The organism is Marinobacter sp. DUT-3, assembly GCF_050379435.1.
Classification (GTDB): Bacteria; Pseudomonadota; Gammaproteobacteria; order Pseudomonadales; family Oleiphilaceae; genus Marinobacter.
Window position 1 is genome coordinate 414,111 of the sequence record NZ_JBNRMG010000004.1, and the last position, 21,403, is coordinate 435,513.

21 protein-coding genes are annotated in these 21,403 nt (G+C 58.8%); 4 read left to right on the forward strand and 17 right to left on the reverse strand.

Features of this window, described 5'->3' with window-relative positions:
- Positions 1-5: 5 nt before the first annotated feature.
- The 7 genes from ACQUWM_RS10200 to ACQUWM_RS10230 form a co-directional block, all read right to left on the reverse strand.
- Complete coding sequence (locus ACQUWM_RS10200) at positions 6-926, reverse strand: lysophospholipid acyltransferase family protein (RefSeq protein WP_428922063.1); 921 nt, start codon at positions 924-926, stop codon at positions 6-8.
- 105 nt (positions 927-1,031) lie between these two features.
- Positions 1,032-2,558 (reverse strand): flavin-containing monooxygenase, encoded by a 1,527-nt coding sequence (locus ACQUWM_RS10205; RefSeq protein WP_428922064.1) that lies wholly within the window; start codon positions 2,556-2,558, stop codon positions 1,032-1,034.
- Between the two features lie 156 nt (positions 2,559-2,714).
- On the reverse strand, positions 2,715-3,068 hold the full coding sequence (locus ACQUWM_RS10210) for a DUF1428 domain-containing protein (RefSeq protein ID WP_406998626.1): 354 nt from the start codon (positions 3,066-3,068) through the stop codon (positions 2,715-2,717).
- Positions 3,069-3,104: 36 nt separating this feature from the next.
- Positions 3,105-3,464 (reverse strand): YciI family protein, encoded by a 360-nt coding sequence (locus ACQUWM_RS10215; protein WP_406989603.1) that lies wholly within the window; start codon positions 3,462-3,464, stop codon positions 3,105-3,107.
- A 72-nt stretch (positions 3,465-3,536) separates the two neighbouring features.
- On the reverse strand, positions 3,537-4,775 hold the full coding sequence (locus ACQUWM_RS10220; protein WP_428922065.1) for an RNA polymerase sigma factor: 1,239 nt from the start codon (positions 4,773-4,775) through the stop codon (positions 3,537-3,539).
- 103 nt (positions 4,776-4,878) lie between these two features.
- Complete coding sequence (locus ACQUWM_RS10225; protein ID WP_428922066.1) at positions 4,879-5,454, reverse strand: YgjV family protein; 576 nt, start codon at positions 5,452-5,454, stop codon at positions 4,879-4,881.
- On the reverse strand, positions 5,451-6,488 hold the full coding sequence (locus ACQUWM_RS10230) for an NAD(P)H-dependent flavin oxidoreductase (protein ID WP_428922110.1): 1,038 nt from the start codon (positions 6,486-6,488) through the stop codon (positions 5,451-5,453). Before ACQUWM_RS10230 ends, ACQUWM_RS10225 begins: the two co-directional genes overlap by 4 nt.
- 215 nt (positions 6,489-6,703) lie before the next feature.
- On the opposite strand from ACQUWM_RS10230, the gene ACQUWM_RS10235 reads away from it, so the two are divergent.
- The gene (locus ACQUWM_RS10235; RefSeq protein ID WP_428922067.1) at positions 6,704-7,309 is read left to right on the forward strand and encodes a porin family protein; all 606 of its coding nucleotides are present in this window, start codon (positions 6,704-6,706) and stop codon (positions 7,307-7,309) included.
- A gap of 159 nt (positions 7,310-7,468) precedes the next feature.
- Positions 7,469-8,149 (forward strand): transglutaminase-like domain-containing protein, encoded by a 681-nt coding sequence (locus ACQUWM_RS10240; RefSeq protein ID WP_428922068.1) that lies wholly within the window; start codon positions 7,469-7,471, stop codon positions 8,147-8,149.
- A gap of 64 nt (positions 8,150-8,213) precedes the next feature.
- On the opposite strand, the gene ahpF is transcribed toward ACQUWM_RS10240, so the two are convergent.
- Positions 8,214-9,800, reverse strand: a complete 1,587-nt coding sequence (gene ahpF, locus ACQUWM_RS10245) for an alkyl hydroperoxide reductase subunit F (protein ID WP_428922069.1) — start codon at positions 9,798-9,800, stop codon at positions 8,214-8,216.
- 260 nt (positions 9,801-10,060) lie between these two features.
- Between ahpF and ACQUWM_RS10250 the strand changes: the two genes are divergently transcribed.
- Positions 10,061-10,792 (forward strand): DUF3581 domain-containing protein, encoded by a 732-nt coding sequence (locus ACQUWM_RS10250; RefSeq protein ID WP_428922070.1) that lies wholly within the window; start codon positions 10,061-10,063, stop codon positions 10,790-10,792.
- 40 nt (positions 10,793-10,832) lie between these two features.
- Here the strand turns inward: ACQUWM_RS10250 and ahpC are convergent, their stop codons facing one another.
- The 7 genes from ahpC to ACQUWM_RS10285 all read right to left on the reverse strand — a co-directional run bounded on the left by ahpC (position 10,833) and on the right by ACQUWM_RS10285 (position 18,182).
- Positions 10,833-11,396 carry an alkyl hydroperoxide reductase subunit C gene (gene ahpC, locus ACQUWM_RS10255; protein ID WP_406989613.1) on the reverse strand — a complete coding sequence of 188 codons (564 nt, stop codon included), beginning with the start codon at positions 11,394-11,396 and terminating at the stop codon, positions 10,833-10,835.
- A gap of 211 nt (positions 11,397-11,607) precedes the next feature.
- Positions 11,608-12,825 (reverse strand): BCCT family transporter, encoded by a 1,218-nt coding sequence (locus ACQUWM_RS10260; RefSeq protein WP_406998612.1) that lies wholly within the window; start codon positions 12,823-12,825, stop codon positions 11,608-11,610.
- Between the two features lie 215 nt (positions 12,826-13,040).
- Entirely contained in the window at positions 13,041-14,735 is a 1,695-nt protein-coding gene (betA, locus tag ACQUWM_RS10265; protein WP_428922071.1) for a choline dehydrogenase, read from the reverse strand.
- 27 nt (positions 14,736-14,762) lie between these two features.
- Positions 14,763-16,238, reverse strand: a complete 1,476-nt coding sequence (betB, locus tag ACQUWM_RS10270) for a betaine-aldehyde dehydrogenase (RefSeq protein WP_406998608.1) — start codon at positions 16,236-16,238, stop codon at positions 14,763-14,765.
- 47 nt (positions 16,239-16,285) lie between these two features.
- Positions 16,286-16,879 (reverse strand): transcriptional regulator BetI, encoded by a 594-nt coding sequence (betI, locus tag ACQUWM_RS10275; RefSeq protein WP_406998606.1) that lies wholly within the window; start codon positions 16,877-16,879, stop codon positions 16,286-16,288.
- A gap of 152 nt (positions 16,880-17,031) precedes the next feature.
- Entirely contained in the window at positions 17,032-17,244 is a 213-nt protein-coding gene (locus ACQUWM_RS10280) for an acetyltransferase (protein WP_406989620.1), read from the reverse strand.
- Positions 17,245-17,300: 56 nt separating this feature from the next.
- Positions 17,301-18,182: a DMT family transporter gene (locus tag ACQUWM_RS10285; RefSeq protein ID WP_406998604.1), complete on the reverse strand. Its 882-nt coding sequence runs from the start codon at positions 18,180-18,182 to the stop codon at positions 17,301-17,303.
- Positions 18,183-18,322: 140 nt separating this feature from the next.
- Between ACQUWM_RS10285 and ACQUWM_RS10290 the strand changes: the two genes are divergently transcribed.
- Entirely contained in the window at positions 18,323-19,204 is an 882-nt protein-coding gene (locus ACQUWM_RS10290) for a helix-turn-helix domain-containing protein (RefSeq protein WP_428922072.1), read from the forward strand.
- A 7-nt stretch (positions 19,205-19,211) separates the two neighbouring features.
- Here the strand turns inward: ACQUWM_RS10290 and ACQUWM_RS10295 are convergent, their stop codons facing one another.
- Together ACQUWM_RS10295 and ACQUWM_RS10300 are read right to left on the reverse strand one after the other, a co-directional pair.
- Entirely contained in the window at positions 19,212-20,300 is a 1,089-nt protein-coding gene (locus ACQUWM_RS10295; RefSeq protein WP_428922073.1) for an Ldh family oxidoreductase, read from the reverse strand.
- A complete protein-coding gene (locus ACQUWM_RS10300; RefSeq protein ID WP_406998598.1) occupies positions 20,239-21,345 on the reverse strand; it encodes a histone deacetylase family protein in 1,107 nt (368 codons plus the stop codon). The genes ACQUWM_RS10295 and ACQUWM_RS10300 overlap by 62 nt, the downstream gene beginning before the upstream one ends.
- Between the last annotated feature and the right edge of the window lie 58 nt (positions 21,346-21,403).

Genomic DNA, 21,403 nt, shown 5'->3' on the forward strand with positions numbered 1-21,403 from the left:
GCTCTCTAATAGATCTTCGCAGCACCCTCTGGTCGGCTCTTGAACCGCTTGTGCAGCCACAGGTACTGGTCCGGAAACTCCCGAATGGTGGATTCGATAAAGCGGTTCCAGGTTTCGGCATCCCGGGTTTCGTCCTGGCCGAAGTCTTCCTGAATGGGGGAAAACTCCACGCGATAGCGACCATCAGGCAACCGCAAATGGCTGACACAGAGCACAGCCGCACCGGACTCCCGCGCAATATAGCTGGGGGAAGTGATGCAGCCGGCATCCACGCCAAAAAACGGCACGAAAAGCTCGGTCTTGCGACCGAAATCCTGGTCACAGGCAAACCACACCTGGCCGCCATCCTTAAGGAACTTCATCATCCTGGGCAGCTGGCGCTTGGAAAACGAGCGAATATTGAAGTGACGGCGCCGGCCTTTTTCGATCATACGATCAATGACGGGGTTATCGTTGGGGCGGTACATATACCCCGGCTTGTCCAGTTTGCAGGCAATCAGCGGCAGGGCGAAATCAAAAATGCTGTAGTGGGCGCCGATCAGCAGGACACCCCGGTTTTGCGCCTTTGCCTCCTCCACGTGCTCCAGCCCGTGTATTTCCGTGCTCTCGCAATAGCTGGACATGTCCCGCCACCAGGCGTGGGTACTTTCCAGAAAGCCACGGGTACAGGCGATAAAATTATCCTGCACCAGTTGCTCCCGGTCATCCTCGGCCAACTCGGGCAGACAGGCAGCGAGGTTGGTGTGGGCCACCCTGGAACGGGATTTCAGCTTGCGCTCCAGAAAACACCCCAGGCGCTTGCCAAAGCGCTGCTTGACCGGCATTGGCAGCAACGACAGCAGGTACAGCGTGAAGACAATCAGCCAGGAGGACCAGTAAACCGGATGCCACAGAGGCTTGTTTTTCTTTCTGGCCGTTTTCGACATACATCAATAGCCTTTACTGCAATTAATAAGGCCAAAGAGCCTGACATATTCCCGCACCGACTTACAGATGCTTTAGGTAACCGGGCCCGCAGGCCCGGTAAGCCATTATGAGCCGAACAGCGCCGACCGCAACGGTTTCAGGAAGCCGGTGGAGCTCTCCGACGCGTCACGGGAGAGCTCGCCATCAAACTCCAGGTAGCCATCCTCGATGGGATCAAAACGCAGGATCTTCACGTCCTCCAGATAATTCTGTGAGCCTTTCCACGGGCCGTGAGTCCCCTGCTTCGGCAGCCGATCCTCCGCGCGCTTGATATAGCCGGAGCTAAGGGCGCCCAGAATGGTATCTTCACCAAGGCTGTTCTCGGTATCCCGCGGAACCACCACACGGCTACCCTTCTTGTCCATGTGATTGATCAGGCGGCACAGGTATTCAGCGGCGATATCCGCCTTCAGGGTCCAGGAGATGTTGGTGTACCCGAAGATCATGGCGGCATTGGGTATGCCTTCCACCAGCACGTTCTTATAGATGATCTTGTCCTTCATCACCACTGTCTCGCCATCCACCGCCGGCTTGATACCACCGAGCATCTGAATATCCAGGCCGGTGGCCGGAATGATGATGTCCGCTTCCAGCTCTTCACCGGATTTCAGGCGAATACCGGTTTCGGTGAAACGCTCGATGTGGTCTGTGGCGATAGAGGCCTTACCGGACTTCAGCGCCTTGAACAGATCGCCATCCTTGACCACGCACAGGCGCTGATCCCACGGATTGTAGTCCGGCGTGAAGTGGCGCATGTCCGCCGTACCGCTCACCTGATGCTTGATCACGCTCAGGAACAGCCGACGCATGGCCTTCGGACTCTTGCGGGAACGCTCGTACAACAGGCGCGCGATGGAGATGTTGCGGGCGCGGGTGATCTTGTAGGCCGCCTTGGCGGGCAGCACTTTCTGCAGGCCCAGGGTCACCTTATCGGTAGACGGCAACGGCATCAGGTAGGTGGGCGACCTCTGCAGCATGGTGACGTGCGCCGCCTCCTCCGCCATGGTCGGCACCAGGGTAATGGCGGTGGCGCCACTGCCGATCACCACGACTTTCTTGCCGGCATAGTCCAGATTCTCGGGCCAGTGCTGGGGGTGAACCACCTCGCCCTTGAAGTCCTCTTCGCCGGGGAAGTCGGGTTTATAGCCCTTGTCGTAGTTGTAGTAACCGGTGCAGCCCACCAGGAAACTGGCGGTAAAGGTTTCGGTCTCGCCGGTTTCTTCCCGCTCGGCAGTCACCGTCCAGCACTTGTCGGCACTGGACCAGTCCGCGGTTTTTACCGCCAGACCGTATTGAATGTGCTTGTCGACGCCGTTTTCCTCGGCCGTTTCTTTCACATAATTTTTGATGGAGGCGCCATCCGCCAGCACCTTGCCACCGGTCCACGGACGGAAATTGTAGCCGAAGGTGAACATGTCGGAATCGGAACGGATGCCCGGGTAACGGAACAGGTCCCAGGTACCGCCCAGAGACTGGCGGCGTTCGAGGATGGCGAACGATTTGCCCGGACACTCGCGGTTGAGGTGGCACGCCATGCCAATGCCGGAAACGCCGGCGCCGATAATCAGTACATCAAAATGTTGTTGGCTCATGGTAGCGGCCTCGCTCCTGATAAAATCTTTCTGGCCCTGTCCCTTAAAATATGGGTTCGGGCCAACCATGATCCAACGTTAGCGATTTACGGCAACCGGTGAATTGGCCAATCTCCCGGTTGCCGAGTGTTCAGCGGGCCAGTCGGGGATCCCGGCCTATTCGTCCACCTCCATCTGGAAGCCGCCATAAATCAGCCGCTTGCCATCGAAAGGCATGGGGTTGACGTCGGCCTGCAGGCGCGGATCTTCCATCACCTTTGGCATCGCGGCGTTACGCACTTCCTTCGACGGCCAGGTGATCCAGGAAAACACCACCGTTTCCTCAGGCTGACACTTCACGGCCATCGGGAAGGAGGTGACCTTACCCTCGGGCACGTCGTCCCCCCAACACTCCACCAGGCTCAGGGCGCCGTGCTCCTTGAATACCACCGCAGCGTCCCTGGCGTGCTGGATGTATTTTTCCTTGTTGGCGGTTGGCACCGCGGCTACAAAACCATCCACATAGGTCATGTTCCAATCTCCTGTCTGATTGTCCGCTGGCTCCATTCAGTCCTTCGGTGGCAGGTCCCGCACCGGACGAACTTCAATACTGCCCAGGCGCGCCGGCGGAATATGGCTTGCCAGTTGCAGCGCCTCGTTCAAATCCCGGGCCTCCAGCAGATAGAACCCTGCCAGCTGTTCTTTGGTTTCAGCGAAGGGACCATCCGACATCAGAACCTCGCCATCCCTGACCCTCAGGGTGGTGGCACTGCCCACCGGCTGGAGCGCCTGGCCGGCCAGGAACTTACCCTTGTCAGCCAGATTCTCCACACAACGGATGCACTCCTGATTGAGGTCATGCCACTGCTGCTCGGTCATGTCATTGATGATCTGTTCCCGGTAGTAAACCAATGCCACGTATTTCATGGGGGGTCTCCTTTGTCTTGTCCCGTGTCCTTGTCGTCCGCCGGTCGGTGATTTCGACACCGAACGGGAATTTTATTGCCCGTCGCCCCGCCCCATCTCGGATAACCGCTTCTGAAGAAAACGCTTTTCCTGGGCCTGGTTTGCCAGCGACAACGCGCGTTCGTAGGCCACCCGAGCCTGCTCTCCATGCCCGGCACGTCGGTGCAGGTCGGCCAGGGCGGCGTGAAACAGGTGGTAGTTCTGGATGGCTTTGTGGGAAGACAGACCCTCCAGCAGAGCTACGCCGGCTTGCGGCCCTTCCAGCATCGCCACCGCCACGGCCCGGTTCAGGGCAACAACCGGCGTCGGCGAACGTTGGTAGAGCAAATCATAGAGACCCGTGATGTCGTGCCAGTCCGTCTCCTCAAAACTCGCTGCATCGGCGTGGGCGGCGGCAATGGCGGCCTGCAGGGTGTAGGTGCCAGCCGGCGACTGCCCCAGTGCCCGCATCAACCATGCCTTGCCCAGTCGGATTTCGTCCCTGTCCCACAGGGTCCGGTCCTGGTCTTCCAGCGTCACCAGTTCGCCGCGCTCATCCACCCGGGCCGCCTTGCGGGCGTCCTGCAGGCGCATCAGGGCAATCAATCCGAATACTTCGCCGTTCGGTATCAGCACTGCAAGCAATTCCGCAAGGCGGATGGCCTCGGCGGTCAGACTGGCGTCGATCAACCCCTCCCCTTCGGTGCGGGCGTAGCCTTCATTGAACATCAGGTAGATAACATGGAGGACTGCCCCAAGACGCTCCGGCAGGCGCTTGTCGTCGGGGACTTCGTAGGGAATGCCCGCCTCGCGGATTTTGCGCTTGGCACGGACAATCTTCTGGGCCAGCGTGGTGGGCTTCTGTAACAACGCCCTTGCCACCTGTTCCGTGGTGAGCCCACAGACCTCCCGCAGCGTCAGCGCCAATTGCGATTCCACCGCCAGCGCAGGGTGACAACAGGTAAAGATCAGTCGCAACTGGTCATCCTGCAGGGACGAATCCGCCAGGTCCGGGGTGTCGGATTCGTCCATGGTCCGAGCCAGTTCGTCGGCGTGGAAGCGCACGGTCTGTCGCCGTCGGATCTGGTCAATGCCCCGGTTCTGGCCACAGCGAATCAACCAGGCCAGCGGATTATCCGGCGCTCCCTGGTCCGGCCACTGCTGGGCGGCGGCTGCAAACGCGTCCTGCAGCGCCTCCTCTGCCAGGTCAAATTCCCCCAGCAAACGGATCAGCGTCGCCAGCACCTGCCTTGAGTGCTGGCGGTAAAGAACGTCCAGATCCAGAGCATCCATCTCATTGATCCAATAGCTGACGATAAAGTTATTGGGATAAAACTATTGAATAGTGTCGTACATCTTTTGGCAGGTTGTCGTGCGCGGATTCATTAAATCGACATTACGAACGACGATCAGACTCTCCGCCCAGCAGCGGCTCTATTACATCCGGATACTTTTTCTTCAGGCGATGGAGGCGAATAATGGTGATGATGTTGGTCACCAGCACCATGCCCTCGGCCAAGGTTCCACCCACCGAGCCAATCACGATGTTATTGAGCATCCATGACAGTGCCGCCAGCCCGAGCACAATCCGCAACGGTATGCCCCGCAACATGAACATACCCACCGTACCCAGAACTGCGGCTGTCAGTGGAAAGACATCCGTCGGTACCCGCCAGGTCACCGCAGCCACCAGAAGGTTGACCGCCAGAATCACCGTCATGATGCGCCAACTGCCCAGAAACTTACGCGCCAGGGCAATCCGCAGGATCACCAGCACCGTCAACGCCACTGCGGTCCAGCTTTGAAAGAACGCGAACATCAGGGCGAAGGCAACGTTGGCGGAAATCAGCAGCACCATCAGCCGGTCGTCATTCCTGTTGGCAAATCCGGCAACGCAGAAGCCCAGGGCAATCAGACCGCAGACCTGCCCCAGCATGGCGGCCAGTGACATGTCGGCAAAGAATCCGATCATAACCCCTCAGCCAACCGGCGAATCAACTCACCGGCTGGCACTTCCCGGCAACCGGACGCATTTTGCCCGGACCACAGGGGTGAAAAATCACCGGATCCCGCCCCTTCAGCCTTTGCTCGCAAGGGTGCAATGGCCGATGTCGCCAGGGGAAACGCCGGAGCAACCCCGGACATCGGGCCAAGCTCACGCATCACCCGGTTCATGATGCCCCGGGCGGGCCCACCAGAGAATAGATTGGTCAGGGCGGTGTGACGGGCTTGCGGGCTTTTCAGTGCCTCCCGATGGATCGGGCGTGTAGTGGCTTCCGGGCACAGCAGGAATGCCGTGCCCAACTGGACTCCGGCGGCCCCCAGATCCATGGCCGCACGGATGCCCCGGGCATCGGCAATCCCGCCAGCAGCAATAACCGGGCAGCGCACTGCTTCGATAACCTGCGGCAGCAGCGCAAATGTACCCATCTGGGTGGACAGGTCCCGGGTCAGGAAGATTCCCCTGTGACCGCCCGCCTCCAGCCCCTGGGCAATGATCGCATCCACCCCCCGTTCGTCCAGCCAGACCGCCTCTTCAACCGTGGTTGCGGTGGAAATGACTTTGGCGCCCGTGGCTTTTACGCGCTCCAGCAAGGTGTTCTCGGGTAGCCCGAAATGAAAACTGACCACCGCCGGCCTATAGGTCTCCACCAGTTCGGCAGCTTCCTCGTTAAACGGAGTGCGGCCACCGCCAGCGGGGATGGCTTCCGGATCGATACCGTACTCCAGGTAGTATGGCGTCAGCGCTTCCCGCCAGGCCCGTTCCCGGGCATCATCCGGCTCGGGCGGCTTGTGGGCAAAGAAGTTCACATTGAAGGGTTTGGCGGTACCCGCCGCCAGCGTTTCCAGCTCGGCGCGCAAGGCATCGGCACCCAGCATGGCGCAGGGCAGCGACCCCAGGCCGCCGGCGTTGGACACCGCCAGGGCCAGTTCACTGCCCTGAACCCCCGCCATCGGCGCCTGGATGATAGGTAACTTGATTCCCAGAAGTGTTTGCAGCGTCATATCCATTACCCCCTCTCCCTGAAACCCTCCCAGACTGCCACAATGCCGGAAATTGAGCCACGGAATTGCCTGTGTCAAAGCGACCTGATTCTAAACGTATCTGATTTGTAGCTATTTGTACCGCAATTGAAAATTCGCCACATGGCTGACAACCGTTGTGCTATTGGTTAGGCGATCAAGCAACGTCAATAAAGGAAAATGGAGAAAAGTGACCAATGGAACTAAGTAAGAAGATCGGATTGATCGCTCTGGGCTGCGCTTTCACATTGAACGCTCATGCTGCTTCGCCCTGGGAGAACAGGATTTATGTAAGCGGGGGCGTTGGGTACAACACTTTTGACGTTGACGATGAACTTGAATTCGATACCTACGGTTTAACAGGTAAATTTGGCATAAGATTCACACCGTATTTAGGGGTGGAAACCCGGCTGGCTGTTGGTGTCACGGAAGATAGTTGGACAATACCGGATGGCACTACTCTGTCTGGCGACTACAAAGACATCGATGTGACCCATGAATACTCAATTGGCCAGTATGTTGTGCTGGGTTACGCCAATGAGTCCAGTTTCTACCCTTACGTCTCTCTTGGCTACGCCGCATCCGGCGGAAAACTCGAATTCAACCCGGTAACCAAAGAAAATCGGAATGACGAAGCTCCGAAAGTAAGTGAGTCGCTGGATGACTCAGACTTCTCATACGCCTTCGGTTTCAACCTGGTCATTCAGCAAGATTTAGCCGTGACTGCCGAATACATTTCCTATCTGGACACTGATGACGCGGACTTAAATGGCTTCTCCGTTGGATTGACTCGCCAATTCTGATCGGCCCGGGTTTAAAATGTCCGTTCCGAACAGCGGACATTTCCAGGAAGGCAATCCGATCAGATTAAGAATTCGGCCAATCTGTTTGTCAGAATTCATCATTGATGAATGCGCCGTCATTGCGCAATCATCACAAGATACCATCGCCGGATGCGACAAATGGACCAGTACCTGAAGCCTACCGAGTTTTTTGACTACGATGATCCCAAGCTGGGCTTATGGATTCGTCACCAGTTGCAAAATGTGCCGGATGATCCTGTCGAACAGGCGAAAGCCCTGTACCTGGCGGTACGGGACACCGTGAGCTACAACCCCTACGTGTTCCGGACGGATCCCGGGACGTTCAGCGCCAGTTACGCACTGGAAAGCGGCGAAACCTACTGCATTCCCAAAGCGGTGCTGCTGGGTGCGGCGGCGCGTTCCGTTGGCATTCCCAGCCGGCTGGGCCTGGCGGATGTGCGCAATCATTTATCCAGCCAGAAGCTGATCGATTACCTGCAGTCCGATATCTTCCGCATGCACGGTTTCATTGAACTGTACCTCAATGACCGCTGGGTCAAAGCCACCCCCGCCTTCAACGCCAGGTTATGCGAGCTGATGGACGTGGAGCCACTGGAATTCGATGGCGTTAACGATTCCATTTTCCAGGAATACACCGAATCCGGCGAAGCCCACATGGAATACGTCAATGATCACGGCGTGTTCGACGACGTTCCCCACGAATTTATCGTGGACGGAATTCGGGCCGCCTACGGGCACCTGTTTGCGCGGGATGACATTCAGCCTGAATTCTCAGGCAGTCTCGAAGACGATGTGTCGGAAGGCTCTACCCAGCCATAGCCCGGAGCTATAAAAAAGGCAGGCCATGGAGGCCTGCCTTGCTCTCATCAGGAGTTCCGGACGATCAGGCTGCCTGATCGTCCTCATCTTCAGCCGAGTTGCGGATCAGGAAGTCGAAGGCACTCAGTGCCGCCTTCGAGCCTTCACCCATCGAGATCACGATCTGCTTGTAGGGCACGGTGGTGGCGTCGCCAGCCGCAAACACGCCAGGAATGGACGTTTCATTGCGGTCATTGACGATGATTTCACCATGCTGACTCAGCTCGATATCGCCTTTCAGCCACTCGGTGTTGGGCACCAGGCCGATCTGGACGAACACGCCTTCCAGTGACACGTGGTGACTCTCACCGGTGTTGCGGTCGGTGTACTGAAGGCCATTCACCTTGCCGTTCTCACCGGTGATTTCGGTGGTCTGACCAGAGGTGATGATCTCCACGTTCTTCAGGCTGCGCAGCTTCTTCTGCAGCACCTCGTCCGCCCGCATCTCCGCGCCGAACTCGATCAGGGTGACATGGCCGACGATGCCCGCCAGGTCGATCGCCGCTTCCACGCCGGAGTTGCCGCCGCCAATCACCGCCACGCGCTTGCCCTTGAACAGCGGGCCGTCACAGTGCGGGCAGTAGGCCACACCCTTGTTGCGATATTCTTCCTCACCGGGCACGCCCATCTGACGCCAGCGGGCGCCGGTGGACAGCACCACTGTGCGGGATTTCAGCGATGCGCCATTGGCTAGGCGAACCTCATGCAGGCCACCTTTCCGGCTGGCCGGGATCAGCTTCTCGGCGCGCTGCATGTTCATGATGTCCACATCGTATTCAGTGACATGCTGCTCCATGGCGCTGACCAGTTTCGGACCCTCGGTATAGGGCACGGAAATCAGGTTCTCGATGCCCATGGTATCGGCGACCTGGCCACCGAAGCGCTCGGCGGCAATCCCGGTGGAGATACCCTTACGGGCAGCGTAGATGGCCGCAGCCGAGCCAGCCGGCCCCCCGCCAATGACCAGTACTTCAAAGGCGTCTTTGCCGTTGATCTTTTCGGCTTCGCGGGCATCGGAGTTGGTATCCAGCTTGGCCACAATTTCTTCCAGCGTCATCCGGCCCTGGCCGAAGTTCTCGCCGTTCAGATAAACGCTCGGCACCGCCATGACTTCGCGCTTCTCGACTTCGTCCTGGAACAGGGCGCCGTCGATGGAGGTGTGCTTGATCTTCGGGTTCAGCACACTCATCAGGTTGAGGGCTTGCACCACGTCCGGGCAGTTCTGGCAGGACAGGGAAAAATAGGTTTCGAACTCGAACTCGCCGTCCAGGGACTGAACCTGCTCGATCACCTCCTGAGAGGCCTTGGACGGATGGCCGCCCACCTGCAGCAGGGCCAGCACCAGCGAGGTGAACTCGTGGCCCATGGGAATGCCAGCGAAACGCACTCCAATATCGGTGCCCACACGATTAATGGCGAAGGAAGGGCGACGCACATCCGGATCTTCCTCGGTGCGCAGGCTGATCTTCTCAGACATGGGCTCCAGCTCTTCAAGGAGCTCACGTAGCTCCTGGGACTTCTTGCTATCGTCATAGGCGGCAACCAGCTCGATCGGCTGCTGCAGCTTATCCATATACGCCTTGAGTTGTTCCTTGATGCTGGCATCCAACATAGTCGTGCTTCTCCTTTAGAGACTGAAACTGGGTTTCTGAAATTGAAACGGGTCAATTAATATGAGATGCGATGAAGATACGGACTGGCAAGCCAATGCTCAAATTAATTGCCCCAAACGGTTTGATAGGACTTTGCTATGCCCTTTCAGTGGATGCTTCCCAGGCTTGACCAATAGCGAATACCCAACGGCAGCTTGTCAGCGTATCGTGTAACAAGGACACCGAATAACCACTCTCTGGTACTCAGAATAGGCAACGCATGTTTCTAGATCGTTTCCACACCGTCCAGGACGGGCACGTACATATCTCCGCCCTGCAGGCTAGTCAGTTCGCCAAAGAGATCGCGGGAGACTTCAACCCTATTCATGATCCGGATGCCCGCCGCTTCTGCGTTCCCGGGGACCTGCTCTTCGCCATCATTCTGGCCCGTTTCGGGCTCTCGGAAAACATGACGTTCAGATTTCGTAGCCTGCTGGGTGCCGACGTGCCCTTACGGTTTGTGGAAACCGAAAGCGGTATTAACGTTTGCGATGACGCCGGCAAGGTCTATATCGAAGTGACCCGCAGTGGCGCCCGCACCGAGGACCAGCAGCTGATCGAGGATATTACCCGCGCCTACGTGGCCGCCTCCGGCAAGAACTTCCCCCATACCCTGAAGCCGTTGATGGAGTCGAACGGGGTGATGTTCAATCCCGATCGCCCGATGGTCATGTACGAGAGCATGAGCCTGGCCCTGAACGACCTGGATCTGCCGTCGCCGGACCTCGAACTGAGTAACGCAACGCTGGAGGCGGCCGGGAAGCGGGGCAACGTTCTGCTGGAGTACCAGCTGACCGCAGACGGCAAGGCCGTGGGCGAAGTTACCAAACACCTAATACTGAGCGGCCTGCGGCCTTACTGCCCGGATGCCATGGCCGGCGTCATCGAGGAGTTCTATCGCCTCAAGGCCCGTGGCACTGCGGTTTCCCCAGACACAAAAAACCCCGGATAATCCGGGGTTTTTTGCTCTTGAGCTACTCTCGGGGAGGAGCTTAGATCTTGCCAACCAGGTCCAGGGAAGGCGCCAGAGTTTCCTCGCCTTCTTTCCACTTGGCTGGGCATACTTCGCCCGGATGGTTACGAACGTACTGAGCGGCTTTCACCTTGCGCATCAGGTCGTCCGCGTCACGGCCGATACCTTCAGCAGTGATTTCCATGGCCTGGATAACGCCATCCGGATCGATCAGGAAAGTGGCACGGTCTGCCAGGCCCTGGCCTTCACGCATCACACCGAAGTTGTTGGTGATGGTGCCGGTCTGGTCGCCAACCATGAAGTAGTTGATCTTACCGATGGTCTCGGAAGCGTCGTGCCATGCCTTGTGGGTGAAGTGGGTGTCAGTGGAAACAGAGAACACTTCCACGCCCAGCTTCTGCAGCTCTTCGTACTTGTCTGCAACGTCGCCCAGCTCGGTCGGGCATACGAAAGTGAAGTCGGCCGGGTAGAAGAAAAATACGGACCACTTACCTTTTACATCAGCTTCGGAGATTTCAACAAACTCGCCCTGCTTGAAGGCAGTTGCGTTGAACGGTTTGATCTCGCTGTTAATCACGCCCATTTAAGATAACTCCTGTTGGTTCGTTTGCGTGTTGATTAAAGTACGGGGACAAAGATACGGGTTTTCGACGCTTCGTCAAAATTGATTATTTCCAAACGACAGATAGGCATTACCTATCCATTGAACCTCCGGGCCAGTGTACCTGTCCCCCGAAGCGTCACAGCAGCCGCTCCAATCCCCTGAAACGACTACTGCTTCCCTTTATGGGGCTTTAACCGGCAAGTTCAATCTTACGGAAGTCGAGAATATTCTCTTTCGGTGACGCTTTGATGGCCATCACTTCCGCCCGCTTCTTCGTCAGGATGTAGGCAAAGCAGGCAAAATACAGGGCAATAACCAGAGCGCCGACCCACTGAATCTTCAGGAAATCCAGCTGGAACAGCATGGTCAGGCCCACCATCGCGAGGAAGTTGAACACCACGTAGTTCGCCCGGCCCAGGCGCTCGGCGGTCATATTCAGGTTGTCGGTGTAGAGCCGGATCAGGGAGTCCAGTGAGTTCACCACCATCAGCACGCCCACGGTAATCATGGCCAGGTTGGTGAACGCCGCGATCTCAAGACTTTCGGCGTGATAATGGTAAAGCACCGAGAACCACACCCCGATGGCGATGGACGGCACCACCAGCATGGCGAGCAACAGTTGCCAGGTGCGGATACCGCTGACGAAACGGGCGGTGAATTGGCCAATCATAATGCTCCAGGCGAACCACCAGAACAGGTAAAACTCGTGGTAGTCATTGATCGGCAAAGCAAATTGGTGGATGTTGGTGAAATACTCACCCAACAGTCCGGCAGTGCCGAGGAAATCCCCAGGGGAGCCCGCGCCCAGCACGAACGCCCGGAACCACATGCCGACGATCAGGGCAATGAACAGCACACTGGAGCCCAGGCTGAGAATGCGCACGTACTTGATCTTGGAACTGGAGTAGACCGCCAGGCCAATCGCGGCAAACACAATGAAGTAGAACGCCGGCACGACGGACTCACCGTCACCGAGTTGCGGGAGGTACCAGGGCAGGTTCACCAGCAATAGGTAAGCGGTAAACGCACAGGTGCCGATGATCACCACGTTGTTGACGATTTTCACCAGCGGAATCTCGAAGAACTGCACCCGCGGTTCAATGATCGCGAAATAGAAGCAGGTCAGGAAATAGAAGCCCCAGATCAGGAAGGCCCAGAAGCCAAACTCAATGGCCAGGGGGTTGGCGAAGCCGTACTCCGGACTTGCCGACAGATCGCCGTAACCACCAAATTCGGTCAGCGGGAACATGATCAGCCCCACATCCAGCCCGGACGTGAACAGGATGGCGATAAAGGTGAAAGTGCGAACTGGCGTTACGCCAATGCACTGGATGTCCCACCACTTGTACAGAATCAGCACAATGGCGGCGAAAGTGAAAATCAGGCCGGTGGATAACCAGAGCGTCATGCGCTGCACCTCCGGTTATCTTTCATCATTTTAGTGAACAGCATGGGTGTTCCTCCTCTACTTTGTAAGCGCTGCTTATTTCGAATCGGACACAAACCCAGGACTTGCCTATCCGGCGCCCGGAAACGGCGGGATGCCGTCGCGCTGATAGGGAAATCCTGAGGGCTTGCAAAACCCCGGGCACATTGCACGCCCGGGTGGGGGATGACGGCGCGCTAACTCAGAGCGCGCTTTGCCTGTCCCGGTCGCTGCCGCCCCTGCCACTGGTCATCCATCACCACAGGCGCGTCAGAAGGTTGCAGGGGCTCCTTGCCCCGGATCAGATCGGCTGCCCGCTCGGCCACCATAATGGTGGGCGCGTTCAGGTTGCCGTTGGGAATAGTCGGGAAAATGGACGAGTCCACCACCCGCAGGTTTTCAATGCCGTGAACCCGAGTGTGCGGGTCCACCACCGCGAGCTCGTCGATGCCCATCTTGCAGGAGCATGATGGGTGATAGGCGCTTTCCACCGCCTGGCGAACAAAGGCATCAATTTCCTCGTCGCTTTGCACCTCGACACCCGGCTGGATTTCCGTACCACGGTACTCATCCATCGCCGGCTGGCTGATGATTTCCCGGGTCAGGCGGACACAGTCTCGGAAGCCTTCGCGGTCGGCCTCATGTTCCATGTAGTTGAAGCGAATGGTCGGCGCCTGCTTCGGATCAGCGGATTGCACATGCACAAAGCCGCGGCTTTTCGGCTTGTTATGACCGATATGGAGCTGGAAACCGTCGCCCGCAAAGGCTTCCTTGCCGTCGTAGCGCATGGCCGCCGGCAGGAAGTGGTATTGCAGGTCCGGCCACTCGACCCCCGCCTTGGAGCGGATAAAGCCGCAGGATTCAAAGTGGTTGGTGGCGCCGAGGCCGTCCTTGCGCAGAATCCAGCGCACGCCGATTTTGAGCTTGTTCCACCAGTCCAGCTTGCCGTTGAGGGAGACCGGCTGCTTACAGCGGAACTGGAAATAAAACTCCAGATGGTCCTGCAGATTCCCGCCCACGCCCGGCAGCTCGTGCTGTACGTCGATGCCGGCATTTTCCAGTACCTCGCGCTTGCCGATACCGGACAGCTGCAACAGATGGGGGGAGCCAATGGAACCGGCGGACAGGATCACCTCTTCCGCGGCTTTTGCCTCATGAATCTTGCCGCCCTGCTCATAGCGCACGCCGGTGGCGGTCTTGCCGTCCTGTCCATCCAAAAGCACCTTGTGCACCAGAGCATGGGTCACCACCGTCAGATTCGGGCGCTCCATGGCCGGGCGCAGGTAGGCGTTGGCGGTGGACCAGCGGCGACCGTTCTTGACGGTCATGTGCATGGCGCCGAAACCTTCCTGCTGGGCGCCGTTGTAATCCCCGGTCTCGAAATAGCCGGCATCCGCACCGGCCTTGATGAAGGCCTCGTAGAGCGGGTTCTGCATATTATTGCCGTTATTCACCCCCAGCGGGCCCTTGTCGCCCCGGTAGTCATCGCCACCAAAGGCCCAGGTTTCCGCTTTCTTGAAGTACGGCAATACCTGCCGGTAATTCCAGCCCTCCGCACCTTCGGATTCCCACTCGTCGAAATCCCGGGCGTGGCCACGGACATAAACCATGCCGTTGATGGAAGACGAACCGCCCAGTACCTTGCCCCGAGGGCAGTGCATGCGGCGATTATCCAGGTACGGCTCCGGCTCGGTCTCGAACTGCCAGGCGTACTTTTTGGTGTTCATGGGAATGGACAGGGCCGTCGGCATCTGGATAAAGATGCTCTTGTCGCTGCCGCCGGTTTCCAGCAGCAGCACCCTGTGGCGCGCGTCTTCAGTGAGACGGTTGGCCAGTACGCAACCAGCCGAGCCCGCACCCACAATGATGTAGTCGTATTGATTTTCTGTCATACGCGTTCTCCTGTGTGGCCAGCGGGATTAAAACGGGGCGTCGAGGTCTTCCATCCCTACATACACCGATTTGATCTGGGTGTAGTGGGAAATGGTCTCGCGCCCGTTTTCGCGGCCGATGCCGGAGAGTTTGTAGCCACCGACCGGCATTTCCGCCGGGGAGGCTCCGTAGCTGTTGATCCAGCAGATACCTGCCTGGATCTGGTGAATCACCCGGTGAGCGCGGCGGATGTCGTTGGTGAACACGCCGGCAGCCAGACCAGTGTCGGTGTTGTTGGCCCGGGCAATCACCTCGTCTTCCCCGGAGAAAGTGAGCACTGACATCACCGGGCCAAAGATCTCTTCCTTCACGATGGTCATGTCATCGGTGCAATCGGAGAAGATGGTGGGCTCCACGAAGTAGCCGCCTTTGGAATCCTCCGGATCAAACGCCCGGCCGCCGTGGCTCAGGGTGGCGCCTTCGGCGATCCCTTTGGCGATATAGTCCAGCACCAGATCCCGGTGTTTGGCGGAAATCAGCGCGCCGTAGTTGGTGTCCGGATTCATCGGGTCACCCGGTTTGATGTTCTTGCGGGTGCGCTCCAACAGGCGGTCCATAAAGCGCGGGTAGATATCCTCATGAACAAACACCCGGGTACCGTTGGTGCAGATCTCGCCCTGGGTGTAGAAGTTGCCCACCATCGCGGCGGAGATCGCATTCTCAAGGTCCGCGTCGTCAAAGATGATCAATGGGGACTTGCCGCCCAGCTCCATGGTCACGTCCTTCAGGGACGATGCCGCAGCCGCCATCACCTTTTTGCCGGTGCCCACTTCGCCAGTGAAGGATACCTTGGCGATCTCGGGATGATGGGTCAGCCACTGGCCGACGTCTGCCGCACCCTGCACCACGTTGAACACGCCCGCCGGCACGCCTGCCTCGATAAAGATTTCCGCCAGCTTGACGGCTCCCATCGGGGTTTCTTCCGACGGTTTGAAAATCATCGCGTTACCGCAGGCCAGCGCCGGAGCGGACTTCCAGCAGGCAATCTGGATCGGGTAGTTCCAGGCACCAATGCCCGCGCAGATGCCCAGCGGCTCGCGGCGGGTGTAATAGAAATCACCGCCCAGATCCTGCTGATTGCCCTCAATGGACGGAGCCAGGCCGGCAAAGAATTCGATGGCATCAGTGCCGGTGACCACATCCACGGCTTCCGCTTCCTGCCAGGGTTTGCCGGTGTCCTTCACTTCCACGGCCGCCAGTTCATCATTGCGTTCGCGAAGCAGTGCCACAGCCCTGAGCAGTATTCGACTGCGCTCAATGGCGGTCATCGCCGACCATTCCGCGAAGCCGGCGCGGGCGCTCTCGATGGCCGCCTGCTGGATAGATTCATCGGCCACTTCTACCCGATAGATCACCTGGCCGTTGGCAGGATTCACCACCGGGAAAGTTTCGCCGGAGCTGTTGGCCAGAAAGCGGCCATGGACAAAGTTTTGAACAACGGTTTCGGATGTGGACAGTGACATAGCGGGTAACCTCAATCTGATGACTTCGTGGTCTTGTGAACCGTGTGTCAGGCGCTTGCCTGCGCCAGCGTCTCGTGAACGAATTTCTTGCAGAGCCGCTCGCCGGCCTCAAAGCTCTCGAGCGGATCCAGACTCAGTGCGCTGCGCAGCCAGAAGCCGTCAATCAACGCCGCCGTTTGCCGCGCCGCTTCGGTGGCGTCTGCCGCTGGCAGCACCCGGGCAAAGGAATAGCGCAGGTTGCTGTACAGCCGCGCGTTGTTGATTTGTTGCAGCCGCTGGAGGCCGGGCTCATGCATGGAGCGCGCCCAGAAGCTCAGCCAGGTCTTGGCGGCCAGCGCCGAGCGCTGGAATTCAGAAAAATTGGACTCAATAATGCAGTTTAGCCGCTGTTCCGGGGAGCCGTCGGTCTTCGCCATACGCTCCCGCAATTCCCTGCCCAACTGATCCAGCAAATAACGCAGTGCCGCTTCAATCAGGCCCTGCTTGCCTCCGAAATAATGACTGATAATGCCCGAGGACATCCCCGCCCGTTTGCTGATGCTCACGATGGTGGTGTTCTGCATTCCCAGCTCGGCGATGGACTCCATGGTGGCGTCGATCAACTGCTGCTTTCGTGTGTCTTTAACTCCAACAATCGGCATGGCGGCTTCGCTGTTTTCCGGCTCACATTTTATTAATTGAACGTTCAATTAAAATAAAGGCTACAGAAAAGAAGGTGGGGTTTCAACTTTGGCCGGTTAGAAATTGAACAGGTGGGGTCGGATTACGGCTTCGCCTAATCCGACACACACGGTCATTTCTTCAGCCGATAATTGGGATCGGTCCAGCATTTCGGCAAGGCTTCACCGGAGGGAAACCCCAGCTCCGACTTTTCATAGAACTCCGGATCCTGGGCTTCCTCACCGTACTGCATACTGCCCTTGATGCGGGTTCTGTGGGGATCGAACAGGGCCGGGATATCCAGCACTTCAATTAAATGGCCGGTGTATTTTTCTGCCACAAACATAGCGCCCTCCTGTCTCTACCAGAAGCTTAGCCCCAAAACCGCAAACAGAACAGCGATTACGCCAGTCTCGCCGTGGCCCGGGGCTTGCGGAACAGCACGTAGTTACCAAGGATCGCCAGGCAGGCCCCCGCCAGCGCGGTACCGCTCCAGACAAACCCTTCCAGCCAGGTCGACACACTCAGGGCCACCACCGGGAACAGGACTGTGGCGTAGCCGGCCTTGTCAGCGCCCAGCTCACGGATAACGGTGATGTAGCTGAAGAACGCCACGATCGACCCGGGAATCGCGAGGAACAGGGTCGCGCCCCAGAACGTTGCACCCTGCGGCATCTCCCATTCAACGCCACTCACCAGGCACCAGATGCCCAGCGCAACGGCACCGTAAAACATCGCCCAGGCATTGCCGGCCAGCAAGGGAATGTTTTCCTCGCGAACCTTCAGGCTGAGCAGGTTCCCCAGGGAAAACCAGAAGGTGCCCGCTGCCGCAAACAGCAGCGCTGGCAGCGCGGCGTTGCCTATCTGCAAATCGTGCCAGAACAGCAGGGCGACACCGGAAATGCCCAGTGTCACCGCCGGATAGATGCGGGGATTGGGACGAATGCCCATGAACAACCACCCATTGAAGGCGTTGAACAGGGCCACCAGGGAAAACACCACTGCCAGCAGGCCACTGGTCATGTTTTCTGCGGCGCGATAGATCAACAGGAAATTGATGCTGTTCAGCGTTAGCCCCTGCAGCGCCAGCCAGCCATGCTGTTTGACGGTCAGCCGTGGCAGTCGCCGCAACAGTGCCAGCCCGCCAAGGGCCACCGCAGCGGCCAGGACAAAGCGGTAGAACACCGAGATATCCACGGCAGCGGATTCGACCTGCAGCCGAATGGCTGTCCAGGTGAGCCCCCAGATCAGAACGGTCAGGGCATAATGAGCACTGATGGGCATGGCAAGACGCTCCTCAATTCAACAGGGACTCCGGAGCATAGCCCGGTCAGTAACCCGTGACTTGTCAGATCCTGTCAAAGGGTGGAAGATTCTTGCGGTAGTGAGGGATAAAGGTGAGGAGACATCAGGAGCCGAACGGAATGGCCACGAGCCGAGACGAAACCAGGGACATTGTCCATGCGCTGACCACAGCCGGCGCAGCGCCCCGCCGTGTGCTGGAACTGAACGACGGCCGCGCCCTTGCCCACTGGCACAATCACCATGGCGAGGCCCGCTATGAGCGCCCCCGTCATCACGCCCTCAGCATCTACACCCGCGGCGGCGAGCACACCACCCGGCAGGTGAACGGCCAGGCCGTCAGCCATGGTTTTCCCGGTGCGGTCTGCCTGTTTCCCGCCGGCAGCCAGTCGCTCTGGCGCATCAACGGCCCGTTCGAATTCCTGCATTTTTACTTCACCGACCAGGACCTGCACCGCTGCGTCGAACGCACCTGGGACCGGGAGCCCCTGGCCCTGCAACTTGGCGAACGTTACCAGATTGAGGACGATATGATCGCCCAGGCCGGACGCCTGTTGGACATGAGTGAATGGGAATCCGCCAGCCAGCCTCAGGCAATGGATCACCTGGCACACTGGCTGATCGTGCAGATCGCCGGCCGCTATGGTGCTCACACCCTTCCGGAACCGACCGCCAGCGGGCGATTTTCCCGTTCGCAACAACGTCAGCTGACCCATCGGATTGACGAATCCCTGGGCCAACCCCTGGATTTGGCCACCATGGCCGGCTGGCTCAACCTCAGCCCCTACCATTTCGCCCGCCTGTTCCGCGCCAGCTTTGGGCTGGCGCCCTACCAGTACGTTCAGGAACAGCGACTGCTGCGGGCACGACGTCTGCTACAGAATCCATCCGCCAAGATCATCGCCGTCGCGCTGGCATGTGGCTTCGGCGACCACAGTCAGTTTTCACGGGCATTCAGGCGTCGATTCGGCCAGTCGCCCTCAGACTATCGCCGTCAAGGGTAGCCGCCTCTCACACAACGCCAGCCAACTCACGAAGATGGTCAAGTTCTTCCCCACCAATAATCACTCCCTGCGCCATGGCCTCCGCCCGCCGCAGATAGCGCCTTTCCCCGGGCTGTCGGGGCTGGCCCGCCCATACCATTTCCTGCACCAGGGTTTCGGTGCGTTTGGCAAAGTCGCCACCCGCGCCCCTGGAAGGATCAATGACAATCACCAGTTCCCCGGTCCAGGGGGTTTTCGCGCCCGGATAGGGTGACCAGTCGAACTCGAAAGAGAAGTTTCCGCCGGTCAGCGCCGCCGCCAGCAATTCCACCATCATCGACAGCGCAGAACCCTTGTGGCCGCCGAAGGGCAGCAGCGCTCCACCATTGAGGATCGCGGCCGGATCGGTGGTGGGGTTGCCCTGGGCATCCACGCCACAGCCGTTGGGCAGGCTGCTGCCTTCCCGCGCGGCGATCTGCACGTCACCGTGTGCGATGGCACTGGTGGCCAGGTCAAACACCAGGGGATCCGCTCCGGCCCGGGGCGCGGCAAAGCTGATGGGGTTGGTGCCGAACAGAGGCTTTTTACCACCGAAGGGCACCACGCAGGCCATGCTGTTGACGAATGCCAGGGCCACCATACCCTCCCGTGCAAAGGGCTCCACATCCGGCCACAGAGCCGCGAAATGATGGGAATTACGAATCGCGAGCATGGCAATGCCATTGGCCCGAGCCTTCTTCAGCATCAGGTTGTGGGCGGCCTCCAATGCAGGCTGTGCGAACCCGTTGCAGGCGTCCACGACGACAAATCCCGGCGCAACGCTCTCCACTTTCGGGACCGCCTGGCCGTTTACCCAACCACTTCTGAGGGTCGACAGGTAACCCGGTATACGAAAAACCCCATGGCTGAGCGCACCGTCCCGCTGGGCGCTGGCGCAGTTATGGGCCAGGGTGCGGGCCACCGCCGGCGAGGTGCCGTGGTGTTCGAAAATCGTTTTCAGCAACCCTTCCAACTCGTGGAAAGGAATTCGAGTGTCGTGTTCTGAAGCCGCCACTTCAGGTCCTCTCGTCGTCAGAAAAAGCACCCAGGTGAAACTCGATGGCCTGATCCACTTCATCCATGCCACAGACCCGGGGATCGGGGACCGACCCGCCTGCCAGCACCTCCAAGACCGAATGCACCCCACGTGACAGGGATTCCGTGTTGTATCCCCCTTCCAGGACAAACACCAGCCGACCATCACAATGCCGCCGGGCCAGGGTCTGTATTACCCCGGTCATGGCGGCGAAGCCCTCATAGCTTACATTCATTGCCAGATCGAACCAGTGGGCATCAAAGCCCGCTGAGACCAGGATCAGATCCGGTTTGAAGTAATCCGCTGCCGGCACTACGATCTCCTGCAGCGCGCGGAAATACGCCACATCGCCGGCTCCGCCGGGCAGTGGCACGTTCACAGTGGTACCTTCACCCCGACCGGCACCGATATCCTGCAGTGCGCCCGACCCCGGATAGAACGGCGCTGCCCGATGCAGATCAATAAACATCACGTCGGGATCGGCCCAGAAAATATCCTGGGTGCCATTGCCATGATGAGCATCCCAATCCAGGATCAACACGCGCTCGCAGCCCAGTGTCACCTGAGCATGGGCCGCCGCAACCGCAACGTTGTTGAACAGGCAGAACCCCCTCGCCCGCGCCGGTTCGGCATGATGCCCCGGCGGGCGTACCATTGCGAACGCGCTCTCCGTCTGGCCCGCCACCACCGACTCCACTGCAGCTATGGCCGTGCCCGCAGCCACCTCTGCCGCTTCAACACTGCCTGGCGATACCGCAGTGGTGTCGACATCCAGCCAGGCACTTTCATCCCTGAGGGAGAAAATATCGTCCAGGAACGACATGGTGTGAACACGGGCCAGCTGCTCCCGGGTGGCGGCCTGCCCCGCCGCGAACGCCACCCCGGGAATAGGCTCCCGTTTGAGCAGATCCATGATCGCATCCAGGCGTCCGGGATGTTCGGGGTACTTCCATTGCACATTGAGGCCGGACAGGATCGTGCGAATTCGCTTATCCAGACGTCCGGGCAGAAAAGCGGTATTCACATCCGGGAAGTGATTGAGAACCCGCTCATCGTAAAACACGGTGACCACCTTCCGTTCTGTCACAAGGTCCTCCGTATTTCCAGTTCATGAGGTCGCTGCCCTGCATCCAACGCAGGGCCCT